Source organism: Megamonas rupellensis DSM 19944, assembly GCF_000378365.1.
Taxonomy (GTDB): Bacteria; Bacillota; Negativicutes; order Selenomonadales; family Selenomonadaceae; genus Megamonas; species Megamonas funiformis.
This window is the reverse complement of sequence record NZ_KB899603.1, coordinates 1-16,124: the sequence shown is the minus strand read 5'-3', so window position 1 is coordinate 16,124 and position 16,124 is coordinate 1. Positions and strand designations below refer to the sequence as shown.

Below are 16,124 nucleotides of genomic sequence, written 5' to 3'. Positions count from 1 at the left end.
GTGAAGCTCCTGACAAATATTATTAATCAACTCCTTTAATCGTTCATCAACACCATTGTTCAACACTTTTCTACGATATTTAGGACAAAATACTACATGATATTTACAAGAATATACTATATTATTATTTGATTTATATTTCATAAAAGTATTATATAACTATTAAAAATATAATACAATAAAAAACAATGATATCGAATCATTGTTTTTTAGCGAGCTTATATCCCCATAAATAAATTTAGGGGCTTTACGCTCGCATTTGGTAAAAGCCATATTGTGAACCTAAAAGCCCAATTACACCTAATAATAATAAAGATACGAAATCTTTTTTTAATACTTTAAATATATTTCGTTCATAGAAAAGATAAGTAATAACTAGAAGAATTATACCGCTGGCAAGTAAGCGTGTATTAACAAGCCATTCAGGTGTGAAATATTCACTACTTATCAAATATTGAACTAAAATTCCTACAAGACCCCACATCGCAGTAGAAGATAATACCATTAAAATACCTTTTAAATGATTGCTCATTGCATACCTCCGTTGTTTTTCCTATTGTTAATATTTTGGTATAATAAAAATAATGATATTTAAATGAGAAAGAGGTGTAATTTATGGAGATTTTTCATAATGATTGGGCTGAATTTTTAAATCCAGAATTGAAGAAACCATATTATTTAGAACTTCGTAAATTTTTAGTAGATGAGTATAAAACAAGACAGATATTTCCAGACATGTATGATATTTTCAATGCTCTCCATTACACAAGTTATCATGATACAAAAGTCGTGATTTTAGGTCAAGACCCTTATCATGGTGATGGTCAGGCACATGGACTTAGTTTTTCTGTAAAACCTGGAGTAAAAGCTCCACCTTCACTTGTGAATATTTTCAAAGAGTTAAAAGAAGATTTAGGCTGTGAAATACCAAATAATGGTTGTTTAAAACCATGGACACAGCAAGGTGTATTATTACTAAACACTGTACTTACAGTGAGAGCACATCAAGCGAATTCTCATCGCAATATGGGTTGGGAAAAATTCACAGATAGAATTATTGAAATCTTAAATGAACGTGAAAAACCTATAGCTTTTGTCTTATGGGGAGCACCTGCTCGCAAAAAGAAAAAAATGATTACTAATCCGAAACATTTCATCGTAGAGTCTGCACATCCAAGTCCATTATCTGCATTTAATGGATTTTTCGGCAGTAGACCATTTTCTAAGGTAAATGCTTTTTTAGAAGCTGTGGGGGAAAAACCTATAAATTGGCAAATTCCTAATCTATGATTAATTTTGCCATATCATCTGGCATAGGACTTGAGATACAAATTTTTTCATGGGTAAAAGGGTGAGGGAATTTTAATTTATAAGCATGAAGAGCATGGTGAGCGATTAAGTCTAATTTGCCACCATAGAGGTCATCTCCTAATAATGGATGACCAAGATAAGACATATGCACACGTATTTGATGTGTTCGCCCTGTTTCTAGCCATAGTTCAATTAAAGAATAATTTTCAAATTCTTTGATTACGCGATAATTGGTGATGGCATGTTTGCCTTCATCATTGACTTCATGCAGAATGATACTATCTTTTTTTCTACCAATAGGTGCATTTATCTGCCCTTGTTTTTGTGAGAGTTTTCCATGAACTAATGCATAGTAATATCTTTGAAATTTTTGGTGGTTATTGGCTAATTGATGTTGTAATTGTGGCATTTTAGCAAAAACGACGAGGCCAGAAGTATTTCTATCAAGGCGATAAAGTGGATGACAGCCTACATTTTGATTAGTTTTAGCAAAATGATACATCACGCCATTAGCTAGAGTATGAGTATTTTCAAATGTCAATGGGTGAGTGAGCATACCAGCTATTTTATCTACGATTAAGAAATAATCATCTTCAAAGACAATATTTAAGGGTATTTGTATAGCTTCTACTTTGGAAGTTACAGGAAGATTGTATTCAATGATGTCATTTGGTTTTACTATTGCCTGTGTAGCGCGAACTTTTTGACCATTTACGAAAAATTCATCTTGTCGTTTGATTTTTTTCCATAATGTAGAAGATATATTTTCATGGCGTTTTAAGTAATCTTTAGCTAATTGTTCTTTGATATCTGCTTTAACGATATATTTAATCATAGATACTCCTTAAGATTTATTGACATCTTTGATTTTTCTGTAAGCAGTGTAAACAGCGGTGATTACACCTAAGATGATGCCAATTAAAGTGAAAATAGGTGTAGAGTCAAAGTAGATATCAGCTTTTTGCCCCAAGAAAATACAAACGCCAATAGTGATTACAAAGTGGAAACCAATGCCAGATACAAAGGTAAAAGTTTCCCAAGTTGATTTTGGTGCCATAAAATACCTCTTTTCTAAGTTAATAAATTTAAATAAAAGGTTGTGATTTTTAATGAATAAAACAATAAAAGTAATTTATTTATTGATGATGTTATTAATTGTAAATACTTGTGTAGCTTTTGCTCAAAGTGAAGAAAAGAATATACAAACATATAATTGGCAAGCTTTTGATATTGGACCTGCAGAAGATTATAATTATGCCTTCGATACAAATAGCATAAAATATGCAAGAAATGAAGACGGTTCTATCAATAAGAATATCATTATTTATCAGGAAAAGAAAATAAATAATGTGCCAATGTCTTCAGAATTTAATTATTATACAATCACTCAATGTAAGTTGAATATAGAACAGACTTCTATTTGTTTTGGTGATGAATCTTATTATACGAAAAAGGATAAATTCCGTTGGACTGATACACCAATGTATTTAACATGGATTACAGTTAGCCGTGATTCCATCGGTGGATTGCGCTTTATACAAATTGTGGAATATGCTAGAGCCCATGATGATATTTTAACAAGTAGAGCATAATTATGAATTTATAATTTAATGATTAATAGAAAATAACCCTCAATAGTTGTTTTATTGATAACTGTTGAGGGTTATTTATTTTGAGTTATTTTATTTATTTAAAACAAATTTTTCAATGGCTTTAGCTACACCATCATTATCGTTTGTATCAGTTACATAATCGGCGATAGCTTTTACTTTATCAATGCCATTTTCCATAGCAACGCCAAGACCGGCAGCTTTAATCATAGTGTAATCATTACCTTGGTCGCCACATGCCATAGTTTCGGATTGCTTGATATTTAAATAATCAGCAAGATGTAATAATCCAGCACCTTTATCTACATCTTTATGAGTGATTTCTAAAAAGAAAGGAGCGCTTTTAAATACATTGAAATCTTCTTTAATCCATGCAGGAAGTTTTGCGATAGCTTCATCTAAAATTTCTGGTGGATCAATGAACATAACTTTGATGATATCTTCTTCATCTGCAATATCTGTTAAAGGATTGATGATATTGATATCAATTTGATTAATACTAGCTTCATGTTCTGTATATTGGCTAGTTTCGTTAGTGATTAAGCCACGACTAGGAGAGAAAGCTTGGCAATGTACGCCTAATTCTTGAGCCAATTTAAATAATTTTTTATAATCTGAGCCTTTTAAAATACATTTAGATACTGCTTCACCAGTTTTTGCATCAACGATTAAAGCACCATTGAAGCTTAAAACATATTCGCCTTCATGAATTAAATCTAATTCTTTAAGTGGTGGTTGAAGTCCAGCAAGTGGTCTACCAGAAGCGAGGACAATTTTTACACCTAAAGCTCTAGCTTGAGCTAAAGTTTCTTTTGTTCTATCAGTGATTTGTTTGTCAGAATTAAATAAAGTGCCGTCCATATCAAGGGCTATTAATTTATACATTAAAAATCTCCTTTTATACGTTTATAGTTATTCGATTTAGTTAATTGTATAACTAAAGCTACATCTTTATCAAGCTAGCATCATGAAAAAGATAGAGATATTTTTCTTTAATCGGTTTTCGCATGATTTCACTGGCGGCTTGAGCATAAAGCTTTATTTGCATGGCATATTTTGCTTTAGCTTCTGCTTGCGTGCAATTATCTGTTTTATAGTCCAATAAAATCAAGCCATCATCTTCTTCGACTAATAAGTCGATAATACCTTGGATAAAGATAGTATCATTATCTTCAGCTTGAGGATAATAGACTTTAGCATTAATCATGCGGTTAAAAGCCAGTTCTCTTTGTAGTGATTTTGCTTTTTGAATGCGCATGCCTAGCGGTGAAAATAAAAATTCACGGATATTTTTACGGTAGATTTTATTTATATGCTGTTTGTCGATTATTTCTTTATCAGCTAAATTTTGAAGTTGGGCTAATATGCCTTTATCGGATAAATCGCCGTGGAAATCTAAATGTTGCATCACTGTATGCATTAAACTACCGTATTCTGTAGCAGTCATTTTCGTTTGTTTTTGCAAAAATTGTGGTCGTTTAAAACTGGTTTCCGCAAATAGCGTTTGAGCATTATCATCTTGAGGAGCATAATCGGTTGAAGCAAATTGCTGTTTGATTTCAGTAACGGATAATTTTGCTGGAATGGATAATGCCTCTTGATGAGGATAAGACCAATTCAATAATTTATCAATATTGTCTTTTTGCTTTGTAGCTGGCAATGGCTGTAATTTTTTTACTTTATTGATGATATCTTCATTTACAGTGGAAATTGTAGTTTTATCTGTGATATCTAATGAGTTGATTAGGGAAATTTGCCACTGTGAATGATCATCTAATAAAACAGCATTTTCATTTGTAGCTGATTGACGTAAGACTAAGCCATCTTTATGGCGAGCGATAGCAGGAGCTAGCCAATCTAAATACGATTTTGCCTGCATGATGAAATAATCAGGTAGCGTTTTTGTCGTCGTTTGCAATTGAGAACAAGCATATTGAGCAAATTTTTCCATATTGCGAACAGTACCTGTGAGTATGAGCTTTTCACGAGCTCTAGTCATAGCTACGTATAATATACGCATTTCTTCAGCTTTATACTCCTTGACGATTTGCTGAATGATAGCTTGGCGAGATAAATTTTGATAGCGATAGTGATGTTTGACATCATTTACATAAAGACCTAAGCCGAGTTTTTTATGAAAGAGAACACTTTCTTGAACATCTTTGAGATTGAATTGTTTGCCGATATCAGCAAGAATTACTACTGGAAATTCAAGACCTTTGCTCTTATGAATACTCATGATACGTACTACATCTTCACTATCACTTAGATTTCTAGCTACGGCTAAATCATTTCCCATATGTTGCATTTTATGGATAAAACGCAAGAAGCGAAAAAGACCGCGGAAAGAAGTCTGCTCATAATTGAAAGCTCGGTCATAGAGTGCTCTTAAATTCGCTTGGCGTACAGAGCCTTCAGGCAAGCCACCTACATAATCATAATATCCTGTATCATTGAGCAATAGCCAAATCAATTCAGGTACGCTATGACTGCGGGCATAATCTCGCCAATAATGCAATTTGGTGAGAAAATCATTTACTTTAATCTGCAATTTAGCAAATACTTTTTTATCTACAGGGAGTAATTGTTCTTGTAGCTCATTAATAGATGTCATGAATAATAAAGTTTCATACATATTTAATTGCGGATTGATAAGACGGATATGAGCTAAATCTTCAACGGTGAAATTAAATATAGGTGAGTACAAAATCGCAGTCAGTGGTATATCTTGTTGCGGATTGTCGATTATTTGCAATAATGAAAGCATGATGCGAACTTCTGTTTCTTGGAAATATCCCGTTTCAATAGTGGCATATACAGGAATATTATCTTCGCGAAGTACATCAGCTAATATCTTAGCTTTATCTTGAACAGAACGCAGTAGGATAACGATATCTTTCCATTTTATAGGGCGATAAGTCTTTGTATGTTTATCAAAGACAAGGGGATGTTTATTCATTAATTCTTTTATGCGAAGAGCAATATATTTAGCTTCAGCTTGAAAGCCTTGTACAGTGTCTTCATTATCATTATCATCATTTTCATTTAAAGTTAATTTTTGCTGTTTATCCAATAAAGTTAATTCAATCGGTGATTTTAAAGTCAAAAATTCACTTTGAGGATAATCAAAACCGCAGTATAAGGCTTCATCTTTGCCATAAGATAATTCTCCAGCTTTTGTAGTCATGATTTGGGAAAAGATGAAATTGACGCCGTCAAGGATTTCCTTGCGACTGCGGAAGTTTTGGGCTAAATCAATGCGAAGACAATCTTCTTCATGAGGATATTGATGATATTTAGCTAAGAATAATTCTGGCTCAGCTAAACGGAATTTGTAAATGCTTTGTTTTACATCGCCGACAAAAAATAAATTTGGTTTAGTGCGTGAAGCGATTAGATTTAAAATAGCTTCTTGAACTCCGTTTGTATCTTGGTATTCATCGACCATGATTTCTACATATTTTTCCTGTAGTGTCTGGGCGATTGGTGAAGGTATCAGTTTTTCAGCAGTGGAATTTTCTTCAGCGAGTAATTTCAAAGTGAAATGTTCAAGGTCGGAAAAATCGACTAAAGAACGTTCGTTTTTAGCTTTACTAAAAGCTTGAGAAAATTCTATGGTTATATTACATAAGCTACTGGCTTGTTTATACAATTGAGGCATATCGGAGAGTGTATCTTCAATAGTTTGCGTAAAATAATGCTCTTTTAATTGTTTGATGATTTTCTTAGTTTCATCACGAAGAGCGGAGATGGTAGCTTTATCTTCTTCATTTACAGAGAATTTTTTAGAAATTCGCAGAGTTTTAAATTTAAATTCATTGATTAAATTAAAAAATTCCTGCCATGAAGTGTCGATTAAGTTATTTAAATCATAAAGAAAAGCTAAATCTCCACTGGCAATATCTGCATAAGGTGGTAAGTTTAAATCTGTGGCTAATTGATACATTTTCTGGCTATTGTCTATGGCTATATTTAAACCATCTTTGACATTGTCTTTGATTATCTGTAGCCATGGGCAATCATTGAGTTCATCAGCATTATTGATTTGAAAATATGAAGGTAGAGCTTTCAGCCATTGTAAAGGAAAAGGCTGACTGCGAGAGTATTCATATAGCTTTAAGATGATATCATAGGTGCTATCATCGCCACGTTCATTGCCATAGGTGTCAGTAAATTCTAGAAAGTCTTCATTATCATCTTTGTCATAATTCGTTTCAAAGAGTTCTTCAAGTACATCGAGTTTTAATAATTCAATTTCTTGAGGATTAGCAAGACGAAATTTAGGATCTAAGCCTAATTGATGGAAATATTGGCGAATGATATTTTGACAAAAAGCATGAAGTGTGGAGATTGAAGAAGCGTTTAATAATATGAGTTGACGCTCTTTGTCTTTATCGGATAATTTCTCTGTGATGGCACTGGCGATACGTTCACGCATTTCAGCTGCAGCTGCATTAGTGAAGGTAACGACTAGTATTTGATTGATGTCGCATGTTTTATTTACAATGCGTTGAATTACACGCTCTACTAATACAGAGGTTTTCCCTGAGCCAGCAGCTGCGGCTACGAGGATATTTTTATCATAAGTATTTATAGCTTGTTGTTGCTGTGCTGACCAAGGCATGGAATTCCTTCTTTCTGTTTTAATTTTTCAATGATTTCCTCGTCATTGAGTTGATTTATCTCTCGATAATTATAGCCGGATATATATTTATCAAAGCGACAGATAGCGATATATGGGCAGTATTTGCAAGCCGTTTCATCTTTTAATTTATACGGTGCGATATCAGCATTGCCCTTTAAAATTTCACTGCCAGCTTCTTTTAAAGTATTTTCGATATGTTTCATCAATAAATCGAATTCTTCTGCTGTTTTTACATAGGAACGACTTTGAGCGGAGATATCATCTTGATTTTTATTTAAACGCACTTTGATGAAATTAGAAGAGTCATCAATTTTTTTGATGATTTCAGGATCTGCTAGTACCCAGCCTGGCATACGCATTTTCTTTTCAATTTCTGTTTTAATTTGTTGAACGGATAGTTTATTAGTACCTGTGATGATAGGCGTTTTTAAAAAGCAATATAAAATACCAGCAGGAATGGCATTTTCCATATTATATAATTGCAAAGTAGTATTTTGAGCTACTAAAAGATAAGTCAAAAGTTGTAATTTCAAGCCATAATATACTTGTAGTAGATTAATAAAAGCATTGCCTGATTTATAGTCAATGACTAGATAGTAATTATCATTGAAATCAATGCGGTCAATCTGTCCAATGATTTCTATTTTGTGATTATCTTCATCTGTGAATAATAAAGGAGGCATGGAGCTATTAGCACCGAAATCTTGCTCTAAAGCTTTGGGTGAAAATTCACTGTGTTTGGCAAATTCTACTAGACGCATCAAAGAATCAATGGATAATTGTTCAATTCTCTGCAAAAGATGTCTATAGCGATTGGAACTTAAGAGAATTTCATTTTGCAATTTAGGAGCAATTGTCTTGATGATTTGTTTGCAGATTTGTTGACATTGTTCATGAGTTACATCTTGCCATGATATTTGTCGCTTCACGAGGATTTCTCCAAATTGGTGCATGATAGCGTGGAGTAAAATCCCCAAATCTGGAGCGGCAAATTTAAATTCTTTGCGTTCTTGTAGATTTAAGGCATAATGAGCAAAATGCTTGAATGGGCAATTAAAGAATTGTTCAAAGCGTGTTACACTGCCACGAAGTGTTTTGCGTTTCGTATATAATTTACTAGCTAAATCAGCTGGCAATACAGGTTTTGGTGCTTGGGCGAAAATACTTTGTAGTGCCGTAGATAAAGGCACATCAGCAGTTAAGAGATAATTATAAACATCTTGCCAAAATGACGCTAAATCTTCACCATCACGAGCTTGGCGAAGAGCGGAAGTCAAATGGCTAAGTGTCTTTCTTGTTGTAGATACTTGCATGGTTTTTATCGCAAATGAACTATCTAAAGGATTTTCTTCTAGCGTAAAATCACTTGGATAAGAGATTATTTTATCTAGAGGAATAGCTGTGAACTTTGCTTTAGGCAAAATCTTTTGCAATCTAGTTATCAAGATGGATTTATTCAGTCCAGCTCCTTCACCATCAGCTAGAGCATAAGATACCCAAAGATAATCTGTAGCTAGGGAGAAGCCTTTGTAGAGAAGATATCTTTCGGCAAAATTATCTTCCATTGTACCGCTAGAGATATTCAGCCCTAGACTTGCCATCAATAAACGTTCAGCATCACTTAAAATACCTTCTGTTTTACTATGGCGAGGCATGATTTTTTCATTAGCACCCAAGATATAAATAGCCTTCTTGTTGTTTAAAGTATTATGCTCAAATGGTGCAAGTGTAACATAATCATATCCAGGTGGTATCAAAGCAATCTGAATACTATCTAAGCCATCATTGATTAATTTTAAATAATTTTCAAGATTGATATAATCCTTGCCACATGTCTGCACTAATTGATCCATCAATTCAATGATATTATCCCAGATTTGGTGATGTTCTTTAGCAAGGGCAATATCATTTTGTTCTTGGGCTATTTTTTCCCATAATTGCAATTGAGTTGGTATTTGTAAATCAATCAGAAAATCATATAGGGCAAGCGTATATTCCTCGATAGTCTGCGAATTTTGGCAAGCAGTGTAGAACTTCTCTAAAGGAGTGACTAAACTGCGTCTAGTTAGATTTATAGCAGTGAAATTAGCCTCTTCTTCCAAATCTGTGCCCATAGAGTCAATCTGTTTATGATGGGAAAAACGCCAATCATTTTCTTCACACCAGCGATTGCGACCGCGAAGACCAAAAGCCAAGACGTAATTTTCTAATTTATCAATAGCTTTGCGAGCGATAGCTTTTTGTTCTGTTAAATTTAATTCTATTTCATCTGTATTTTCTTCGAGATTTTTAAGTGTTTGCAAATATTTATCATTGAAGAAATCAGTCTTAAAAGCTCGAAATAGTGGTTCATATTGCCATGTAGAAATAGCTTCTAGGCTAGAGCGGATTAATTCAGCTAGAGGATGATGAGCAGTTTGTCGCTTGCTATCGCTGAAATAAGGAATATTAAAATCATTCAAGACTGCTTGCAATAATTCGCTATAATCTTCACTACTGCGGATTAAAATACCGATATCATAATGGCGATAATTTTCTTCGCGACATAGACGTAAAATATCGCAGGCGACAGCTTCACATTCCAATCGGCGATTAGGAGCTTCGACTATTTGAAGACCGCCAGTATAATTTTTTTTCGTCAAAGGAAATTTAAATAATTGTTCTTCGATAAAGGCTAAATCTTGTTGTTTATGGCGGTGATTTGCTGTAAGTGTAGTTATTTTTGTAGGTAGAGCTAATTTTTTAGCCATATTATTTATCTGTTGAAATACATTGAATTGACGATGAAATAAAGCAGTAGGTGCTTCATGTTCAATATCATTTAAATTATTGATGCATAATGTTAAATGAATATCGCTAGCTAATGCTAATAATTGTTCGACTACGCGAAAATGTTGAGGATTGAAGGCATCAAAACCATCTATCCAGATTTCAGCATCTTGGAGCCATGTACATTCAGGTAATTTTTTGATCGCAAGTTCCATCATATCTTCGCTATCGTGATAGCGACCAGCCATCTGTTCATCAAGACCAGCGTAAATAGAAGTTAAATCGCTCAATTTTTGTTTGAGTGAATCATTATCAATAAGCGTTAAAATATCTTGCAAAGTAGTAACGCTGATACCAGAAGTTTTGAATTCTTCAATGATTTGTGATACAGAAGCTGTGAAATGATGTTGGCGAGCAGCCTTGGCTAAGATAGAGAGTTTTGTAGAACTTAAAACTCTAGATAATAATAATTCCTTGCCGATTTCATTGAGATGTGGATGGCGTATCCCGCCGCAACGCATTAATACTTGATAGGCAAGTCTGCTCATGCCCAAGACGTAAGCTCTAGTAAAACCGCCATAATCTTTTAACTCCAAAGCTAATTGACGTTCAATCGCAAAAGTCATATGGTCAGGCAATAATATAACTAGAGGTTTCCCTGTCGGTGAATGGATTAATTTTTCTTTAATGGCATTTAAACAAGCCGTGGTTTTACCACTTCCTGCTCTGCCAATGATGAATTCTAACATAAGATTACCTCACAAATTTATCAAAAATATATTGGCTTAATTATATCATAATCAAGTAAAATCACTGCTTCGTTTAGCAGTAAAAACGGCTTCTTATTGACAATTGAAAAATATTTGTATATATTACTGTCTTGTCAGCTGTTAATATTTGATGTATAATATCAAAAAATATTCCGTGAAGGAGAAATCTTGATGTTGTCTTTAAAAGAAGAAGTAGAGCAATTAAAAAAAGAAAAAAATGCTGTTATTTTGGCACATTATTATGTTCCTGATGATGTTCAAGAAGTTGCAGATTATATAGGAGATTCTTTTTATTTAAGTAAAATTGCTAAAAATATTGATGCTGATTTAATCGTATTTGCAGGAGTATCTTTCATGGGTGAAAGTGCAAAAATTTTAAATCCTAAAAAGAAAGTATTATTGCCAGATAGATATGCAGATTGTGCAATGGCACATATGGCAAGCGTAGATAAAGTAAAAAAAATGCGTGAACAAGTCGAAGACTTAGCAGTAGTTTGTTATATAAATTCTACAGCTGAATTAAAAGCAGTCTCTGATGTTTGTGTAACTTCTTCTAACGCAGTTGAGATTGTGAAAAAATTATCAAATAAAAATATTTTCTTCATTCCAGATGGTAACTTAGGAGCATATGTAGCGAGCAAAGTTCCAGAAAAGAATATTATCTGCAATGATGGTTATTGTCCAATACATAGAAAAATAAGTGTAAATTTAGTGATTGAAACGAAAAGAGCACATCCAAATGCGTTATTTTTAGTTCATCCAGAGTGTAGTGAAGAAGTAACGAATTTAGCTGATTTTGTAGGCAGTACATCAGAAATTATAAAGTTTGCCACTAATTCTGAGACAAAAGAGTTCATCATTGGTACAGAAAATGGTGTTATGTATGAATTGAAACAAAAAAATCCAGATAAGTTATTTTTGCCAGCAATACCTAGACAATATTGTGATGATATGAAAAAAGTTACTTTAGCGAAAGTTAAAGATAGCTTAGTGAATGAAAAATATGTGGTAGAAGTTGATGAAGAGTTAAGCATTAAAGCGATGAAACCACTTGAAAAAATGTTAGAATTAGCAAAATGATGAAGGTGTAAATATGCAAAATTATAAAACAGATATATTGATTGTAGGTACTGGTGCTAGTGGCTTATTTGCAGCACTACATTGTCCTAGTGATAAAAATATATTGATGATAACAAAAGATGCTGTAGAAAATAGTGATTCTTTCTTAGCACAAGGTGGTATTTGTGTTTTAAGGGATGAAAATGATTATGATAGCTTCATGGAAGATACATTGAAAGCTGGTCATTATGAAAATAGAAGAGAGTCTGTAGATATAATGATACGTTCTTCTCGTGAAGTCATAAATGAATTGATTGGCTATGGTGTAGATTTTGCTAGACAAGAAAATGGTGAATTGAATTATACAAGAGAAGGTTGTCATTCTAAAGCTAGAATTTTATTTCATGAAGATATCACAGGTAAAGAAATCACTAGAAATCTATTAAAAGCAGTACAGAAATTACCTAATGTACATATTTTAGAATATGTCACTATGTTAGATTTAATAGAACAGGATAATACTTGTTTTGGTATTTTAGCTAAGGATAAAAATGATGAGTATTTAACTATTGAAGCAGATAATACAATTTTAGCTAGTGGAGGTATAGGTGGATTATATGAACATTCCACAAATTATCCTCATTTGACAGGTGATGCTATAGCGATAGCACTTCGCCATAATATAAAACTTGAAAATCCAGACTATGTACAAATTCATCCAACTTCATTATATACAAATAAACCAGGTAGAAGTTTTTTAATCTCTGAATCTGTAAGAGGTGAAGGAGCAAAATTATATGGCAAAGATGGAAAGCGTTTTGCAAATGAAGTTTTGCCTAGAGATTTAATGACAGCAGAAATCAAAAAACAAATGGCAAAAGACAATATGCCTTATGTTTGGTTAGATATGACAGTTCTTGGTAAAGATGTGATTTTAAACCATTTTCCTCATATCTATGAAAAATGTCTTGAAGAAGGCTTTGATGTAACTAAACAATGGATACCGATTGTACCAGCACAGCATTATTATATGGGTGGTATCCATGTAGATAAATACAGCAAAACTACAATGAATAATTTATATGCCGTTGGTGAAACAAGTTGTAATGGAGTTCATGGAGCAAATAGATTAGCTAGTAATTCATTATTAGAAGGATTGGTATTCGCCAAAAGAGCAGTTAATAAAATCCATGATGATGAAAATGCACAACATAAAAAATACGATATAGATTTTGCTCAATTAGCAAATAATGTACAACAAAATATAGATAGAGAAAAAATAATCTTAGCTCAAGAATATAAACAAGCTATTTTCAATGAAATGGATAAAGTGAGAAGTGCAAGATGAATGAAATAACAATGAAAATGAATGCAGATAAATTGATCTTGATGGCGTTGCAAGAAGATATTACTAGCGAGGATGTAACAACTAATGCCATTATGCCGGAAAAAGTTTTGGGCGAAGTGGATTTAATCTGCAAAGGTGAAGGTGTAATAGCAGGTTTAAATGTATTTGCTAGAACCTTTGAATTATTAGATAAAGATATCGAAATCACATTTATGGCTAAAGATGGCGATAAAGTAAACAAAGGCGATTTACTTGCCAAAGTAAAAGGCGATATCAGAGTATTATTGTCAGGAGAACGCGTGGCATTAAACTATTTGCAGAGAATGAGTGGAATTGCCACATATACAAATCAAGTAGTAAATTTATTAGCAGGCAGTAAAACAAAATTATTAGATACGAGAAAGACCACACCGAATATGCGTATTTTTGAAAAATATGCTGTTACAGTAGGTGGAGGAAATAATCATCGTTATAATCTATCTGATGGTATTTTATTAAAAGATAATCATATTGGAGCTGCTGGCAGTGTAAAAAAAGCTATAGAATTAGCTAGAGCATATGCTCCATTTGTACGCAAAATAGAAGTTGAAACAGAAAATTTAGATATGGTAAAAGAAGCTCTAGAAGCCAGAGCAGATATCATCATGCTTGACAATATGAGCATAGATATGATGGAAGAAGCCATAAAACTCATAGACGGAAAAGCTCAAACTGAATGTTCTGGAAATGTAACTAAAGAAAATATACAAGCATTAGCTAAAATCGGTGTGGACTTCATTTCTAGCGGTGCATTGACTCATTCAGCACCAATTTTAGATTTATCGTTAAAACATTTGCATAGAATTTGATTATAAATTAAGGAGTGTAAATAATGTTATTACAAAGATTGGAAGCTTTGCCAGTAGGTAGTTTCCATTATAAATTATTAGTTATCACAGGTCTTGGTTGGTTATTTGATGCGATGGATACAGGGCTTATTGCCTTCGTATTACCTGTACTTGGTAAAGAATGGGGTTTATCTGCTGGGCAGATGGGGGCTATCGGCTCTATCGGTCTTGTAGGCATGGCAATAGGGGCAGTAATCGCAGGCTCTATCGCTGATAAATTCGGTCGTAAAGCTGTATTTTCTGCAACAGTAATTTTGTACAGTATAGCCACAGGACTTTGTGCTATTTCCTGGAGTTATGAATCCTTGTTGATTTTCCGCTTCTTCGTTGGTTTTGGTCTAGGCGGTGAACTTCCAGTAGCGGCGACACTCATGTCTGAATATGCACCAACTAATTTACGTGGTAGATTTATCGTCTTATTAGAAAGCTTCTGGGGTGTAGGCTGGATAGCAGCTGCTTGTATCGCTTACTTATTCATCCCTGTTTATGGTTGGCATTATGCTTTTATCATTGGTGCTTTACCTGCTATCTATGTATTTTTCATCCGCTTGCATATGCCTGAATCTGTAAGATATTTATTATCTAAAGGCAAAGTAGAAGAAGCTCAAAAAATCGTAGATGATTTGGAAATGCGTCTTGGTGTTAAATATAAAGGCGATTTAAAAGTAATAACTGATGATACACCTACAGAAAAACCAAAATTAAAAGATTTATGGTCTGGTAAATATTTAGCAAGAACAATCATGCTTTGGATTGTATGGTTTGGTATTGTTTATAGTTATTATGGAATTTTCACATGGCTTCCTGCTATCGTTTATCAGCAAGGTTTTGCCTTTGTAAAAACTTTTGAATATGTGCTTTTAATTACCTTTGCTCAGCTTCCTGGATATTTTTGTGCAGCATGGCTAGTGGATAAATTAGGCAGAAAATATACATTATCTTTATTTTTATGTATGAGTGGTGTAGCAAGTTATTTCTTCGGACAAGCTCAAAGTGCAGAATTGATTATCTTCTGGGGCTGTGTGATGTCCTTCTTTAATCTTGGTGCATGGGGTGTTGTTTATACTTATACACCAGAACTTTATCCGACAGCCATTCGTGCTATGGGCAGTGGTTGGGCAGCAGGTGTCGGTCGTATCGGTGGTATGGCTGCTCCGCTTGTTGTAGGTATGATGATAGAAGCTGGCAGTGATATGCATACTGTTTTCTATATGTTTGCTAGTGTATTTATCATTATTGCTGTAGCAGTATTTGCTTTAGGTGTAGAAACTAAACAGAAAAACTTGGAAAATATTTAAATATAGTCTAAATAAAAATAGCAGGTACAAATGTATCTGCTATTTTTTTATTGGCAAATTAAAGATGAGTATTAGTTTTCGTTGATAATTTGCTGATAATAGTAAATAAGTTTTAATCTTGACATACTCCCCATGCTTAAAGGCAGGGGATTCTTGGATACAAACGATACTTGCCTACTAAAATAGCAGGTCTTACTATATCTCTCCAAAGAAGGTTGATGCCCCAACCTTCCATATATTTATAGCAGCATTTCTATCTCTATCGTGGCTGGTTTTGCACTTTGCGCAAATCCACTCACGAACTGCCAAATTTTTAGTTTCAGGATTTTTTGTACCACAAACATGGCAAATTTGCGAACTTGGATAGTATCTATCTATCTTTTGCACTATTGAGCCAATTTCTCTCGCTTTATATTCAAGAATTTTT

14 protein-coding genes are annotated in these 16,124 nt (G+C 33.5%); 6 read left to right on the top strand and 8 right to left on the bottom strand.

Going from position 1 to position 16,124, the window contains the following annotated elements:
• Together F553_RS12395 and F553_RS0110240 are read right to left on the bottom strand one after the other, a co-directional pair.
• Window positions 1–144: transposase (locus F553_RS12395; protein ID WP_208854020.1), on the bottom strand; the 144-nt coding region annotated here is incomplete at its 3' end.
• A 103-nt stretch (window positions 145–247) separates the two neighbouring features.
• Window positions 248–532, bottom strand: coding sequence for an EamA family transporter (locus F553_RS0110240; protein WP_019000030.1), 285 nt, complete (start codon window positions 530–532; stop codon window positions 248–250).
• An 83-nt stretch (window positions 533–615) separates the two neighbouring features.
• Between F553_RS0110240 and F553_RS0110235 the strand changes: the two genes are divergently transcribed.
• A complete protein-coding gene (locus F553_RS0110235; protein WP_019000029.1) occupies window positions 616–1,290 on the top strand; it encodes a uracil-DNA glycosylase in 675 nt (224 codons plus the stop codon).
• Here the strand turns inward: F553_RS0110235 and F553_RS0110230 are convergent.
• Together F553_RS0110230 and F553_RS0110225 are read right to left on the bottom strand one after the other, a co-directional pair.
• Window positions 1,280–2,146, bottom strand: a complete 867-nt coding sequence (locus F553_RS0110230) for an RluA family pseudouridine synthase (RefSeq protein WP_019000028.1) — start codon at window positions 2,144–2,146, stop codon at window positions 1,280–1,282. The genes F553_RS0110235 and F553_RS0110230 overlap by 11 nt on opposite strands.
• A 9-nt stretch (window positions 2,147–2,155) precedes the next feature.
• Complete coding sequence (locus tag F553_RS0110225) at window positions 2,156–2,368, bottom strand: AtpZ/AtpI family protein (RefSeq protein ID WP_008539308.1); 213 nt, start codon at window positions 2,366–2,368, stop codon at window positions 2,156–2,158.
• A 52-nt stretch (window positions 2,369–2,420) separates the two neighbouring features.
• Here F553_RS0110225 and F553_RS0110220 point away from each other — a divergent pair, with 52 nt between their 5' ends.
• Entirely contained in the window at window positions 2,421–2,903 is a 483-nt protein-coding gene (locus tag F553_RS0110220) for a hypothetical protein (protein WP_019000027.1), read from the top strand.
• 90 nt (window positions 2,904–2,993) lie between these two features.
• Here the strand turns inward: F553_RS0110220 and yidA are convergent, their stop codons facing one another.
• The 3 genes from yidA to addB are packed head-to-tail and all read right to left on the bottom strand — an operon-like array spanning window position 2,994 to window position 11,084.
• Window positions 2,994–3,806 carry a sugar-phosphatase gene (gene yidA, locus F553_RS0110215; RefSeq protein WP_019000026.1) on the bottom strand — a complete coding sequence of 271 codons (813 nt, stop codon included), beginning with the start codon at window positions 3,804–3,806 and terminating at the stop codon, window positions 2,994–2,996.
• 58 nt (window positions 3,807–3,864) lie between these two features.
• Window positions 3,865–7,545, bottom strand: a complete 3,681-nt coding sequence (gene addA, locus F553_RS0110210; protein WP_019000025.1) for a helicase-exonuclease AddAB subunit AddA — start codon at window positions 7,543–7,545, stop codon at window positions 3,865–3,867.
• Window positions 7,512–11,084: a helicase-exonuclease AddAB subunit AddB gene (gene addB, locus F553_RS11945; RefSeq protein WP_019000024.1), complete on the bottom strand. Its 3,573-nt coding sequence runs from the start codon at window positions 11,082–11,084 to the stop codon at window positions 7,512–7,514. Before addB ends, addA begins: the two co-directional genes overlap by 34 nt.
• 192 nt (window positions 11,085–11,276) lie before the next feature.
• Between addB and nadA the strand changes: the two genes are divergently transcribed.
• From nadA to F553_RS0110185, 4 genes are read left to right on the top strand one after another with little or no spacing between them, the layout of a single operon-like run.
• Window positions 11,277–12,185 carry a quinolinate synthase NadA gene (gene nadA / locus F553_RS0110200; protein ID WP_019000023.1) on the top strand — a complete coding sequence of 303 codons (909 nt, stop codon included), beginning with the start codon at window positions 11,277–11,279 and terminating at the stop codon, window positions 12,183–12,185.
• A 13-nt stretch (window positions 12,186–12,198) separates the two neighbouring features.
• Entirely contained in the window at window positions 12,199–13,512 is a 1,314-nt protein-coding gene (locus tag F553_RS0110195; RefSeq protein WP_019000022.1) for an L-aspartate oxidase, read from the top strand.
• Window positions 13,509–14,360, top strand: coding sequence for a carboxylating nicotinate-nucleotide diphosphorylase (nadC, locus tag F553_RS0110190; protein WP_008539320.1), 852 nt, complete (start codon window positions 13,509–13,511; stop codon window positions 14,358–14,360). Before F553_RS0110195 ends, nadC begins: the two co-directional genes overlap by 4 nt.
• Window positions 14,361–14,383: 23 nt before the next feature.
• A complete protein-coding gene (locus F553_RS0110185) occupies window positions 14,384–15,697 on the top strand; it encodes an MFS transporter (protein ID WP_019000021.1) in 1,314 nt (437 codons plus the stop codon).
• 195 nt (window positions 15,698–15,892) lie between these two features.
• Here F553_RS0110185 and F553_RS11940 read toward each other — a convergent pair.
• The coding region (locus tag F553_RS11940; protein ID WP_019000020.1) for a zinc ribbon domain-containing protein at window positions 15,893–16,124 on the bottom strand (232 nt) is incomplete at its 5' end.

Coding starts and splice junctions, on each gene's coding strand:
- yidA (WP_019000026.1), bottom strand. CDS start 3,806: ATGTATAAATTAATAGCCCTTGATATGGACGGCACTTTATTTAATTCT.
- F553_RS0110230 (WP_019000028.1), bottom strand. CDS start 2,146: ATGATTAAATATATCGTTAAAGCAGATATCAAAGAACAATTAGCTAAA.
- nadA (WP_019000023.1), top strand. CDS start 11,277: ATGTTGTCTTTAAAAGAAGAAGTAGAGCAATTAAAAAAAGAAAAAAAT.
- F553_RS0110235 (WP_019000029.1), top strand. CDS start 616: ATGGAGATTTTTCATAATGATTGGGCTGAATTTTTAAATCCAGAATTG.
- F553_RS0110225 (WP_008539308.1), bottom strand. CDS start 2,368: ATGGCACCAAAATCAACTTGGGAAACTTTTACCTTTGTATCTGGCATT.
- nadC (WP_008539320.1), top strand. CDS start 13,509: ATGAATGAAATAACAATGAAAATGAATGCAGATAAATTGATCTTGATG.
- addB (WP_019000024.1), bottom strand. CDS start 11,084: ATGTTAGAATTCATCATTGGCAGAGCAGGAAGTGGTAAAACCACGGCT.
- addA (WP_019000025.1), bottom strand. CDS start 7,545: ATGCCTTGGTCAGCACAGCAACAACAAGCTATAAATACTTATGATAAA.
- F553_RS0110220 (WP_019000027.1), top strand. CDS start 2,421: ATGAATAAAACAATAAAAGTAATTTATTTATTGATGATGTTATTAATT.
- F553_RS0110185 (WP_019000021.1), top strand. CDS start 14,384: ATGTTATTACAAAGATTGGAAGCTTTGCCAGTAGGTAGTTTCCATTAT.
- F553_RS0110240 (WP_019000030.1), bottom strand. CDS start 532: ATGAGCAATCATTTAAAAGGTATTTTAATGGTATTATCTTCTACTGCG.
- F553_RS0110195 (WP_019000022.1), top strand. CDS start 12,199: ATGCAAAATTATAAAACAGATATATTGATTGTAGGTACTGGTGCTAGT.